Below are 2,049 nucleotides of genomic sequence, written 5' to 3'. Positions count from 1 at the left end.
TGGTCCGGTAAACTTCTTAGCATTCTTGGATAATGATTCATCTTGTTACGCACAAGAATTACAAGTAGATGGTACACCATACTTGCTGTACAACAACGGTGCACAATTAGATGCAGGTGTGCAGTCAATTGCACCACCAGCGGATGGTTACAATAGTACGCAAGGATGGGGTCAGTCAACAATTTATAGAAGTACATGGTATACATTTACAGCACCAGCTTCAGGAGATGTAATGATTTCTGGAACTGATGTAAATTACTCATCTAAAATGGCCGTTTACGAAACATCGAATTGTGGAGATTATAGTCAATATAACTTAATTGGAGCAAACGATAATGGAGTTTTATTTGGGTCTACTGCGGCTCCAGAATGGGTAGTTTGTGGATTAACACCAGGTCAAACGTACTACTTGTTACATTCTTCTCAATCCTCTTGGACTTCAGCAGGTACTTACTCAATTGCCTTAACGGAATTAGATTTCAATGCTGGTTCGTTAACAGGAGTTATTGATGCTTGTATTGGAGATACAGTTGATTTATTCAACGCTATCTCAAACTACGATACGCAATACGGAACTTGGTATGATTTATCAAACACATCTCAAATGGTTTCTGCAAATGACTTTGCTACAACTGTTTTAGCATCTCAAGTTTACGATTTCGAATACAGAGTTGAATTAGGATGTTCTTTTGATTCTATCGTTGGTCAAGTAGAGATTTACCCTCCATCTAGTGCGGGTATTGATGGAAGTATCAATGTTTGTAAAAACGAACCAACGAACTTATTCTACGGTTTAACGGGTAACATTGATTTAGGTGGTGTTTGGTATGATCCTCAAGATAATGCTGTAACAAGTGATATTCCTTCTGCAGGAACTATTCCAGGACAGTTTAACTATGATTACGTAGCTGGAAATGGAGTTTGTCCAGATGACACTGCATTGGTAGTGGTGATTGTTAACCCTTCTTGTGATTGGTTATCAGTAGAAAATGTTGAGATAGAAGGTATTTCAGTATATCCTAACCCAACAAGTGATGTGTTGAACATTGTTTCTGCTGGTGAGCACGATGCGTTATCAGTAAGTGTTATTGATGTTAATGGAAGAATTGTAAAAGCATCTAATGATAAATTAGCTGCTGGAAGTTCAGTTCAAGTAAACGTATCTGATTTAACAACAGGAGTATACTTGGTTGAATTGTACAATGGTTCTATCAAAAATACATACAGAATAGTCGTTCAATAAGACGATTTAAACTTTAATAATTAAAACGGGTGAATCCTCAGGATTCGCCCGTTTTTTTTATGTCTTGTGAATTCTTTAAAGATGTGCGGTTAATTTGTTATTTGTGTACAGTAATAAGAAATCCCGGTGTTAAAATTCTTCTTTCTGTTAAAAAAGTATTAAATTGCGCGCCTTATTACGTGTATACTCAAAACTATAAACTATGAAAAAACAATTACTTGCGCTATCTGCCGGCTTAATGGCTGTTGCAGGTTTGCGTGCTCAATGTAGTCCGATTTCGGCTCCTTTCATTGAGACATTTACCGGTACTTCCGCACCAGCGTGTTGGAATACCTCTTACACAGCAGGAGATGGTTGGGATTTCAACCCTTCTTCTTACAATCCAGGTTATGAAGTTCAAGGAACTGCTGACCACACGAACGGTGCTGTTGGAGATGATTTTGCTTTTATCGATTTCTCTTCACCAACGGACGTAAATGTTGTGTTAGAATCTCCAGAAATCGATGTAACTGGGATTACAACACCAACGCTTAGGTTTTACCACATTTCTCACTGTGTGAATAACTTTGCTAATTTAGCTCAACACAACGAGTTGAACATTGAAGCTTGGGATGGATCTGCATGGGTATTGGTAGATTTAGTTCAGGGAGAAAATGGAGCAAACTGGACAGATTATTACTATGACCTAACTGCTTATGTGTACAACACAAACTTTATCAAATTTAGATTTAGAGGAGAGGTTGGTCAAAATACAAACTACGCATACTACAATGACTTATTGTTAGATGACGTTGAAATATTTGATG

At 37.5% G+C, this 2,049-nt stretch carries 2 protein-coding genes; both read left to right on the top strand.

Annotated features, from left to right (window positions below; translation table 11 throughout):
• On the top strand, window positions 1-1,243 hold a 1,243-nt coding region (locus tag R3333_RS14270; protein ID WP_318959438.1), incomplete at its 5' end, for a T9SS type A sorting domain-containing protein.
• 202 nt (window positions 1,244-1,445) lie between these two features.
• The coding region (locus R3333_RS14265) for a hypothetical protein (protein WP_318959437.1) at window positions 1,446-2,049 on the top strand (604 nt) is incomplete at its 3' end.

The organism is Lishizhenia sp., assembly GCF_033720595.1.
In the GTDB taxonomy this organism is placed as follows: Bacteria; Bacteroidota; Bacteroidia; order Flavobacteriales_D; family Crocinitomicaceae; genus Lishizhenia.
The sequence above is the reverse complement of the archived record's forward strand: the minus strand, read 5'-3'. Positions and strand labels throughout refer to the sequence as shown.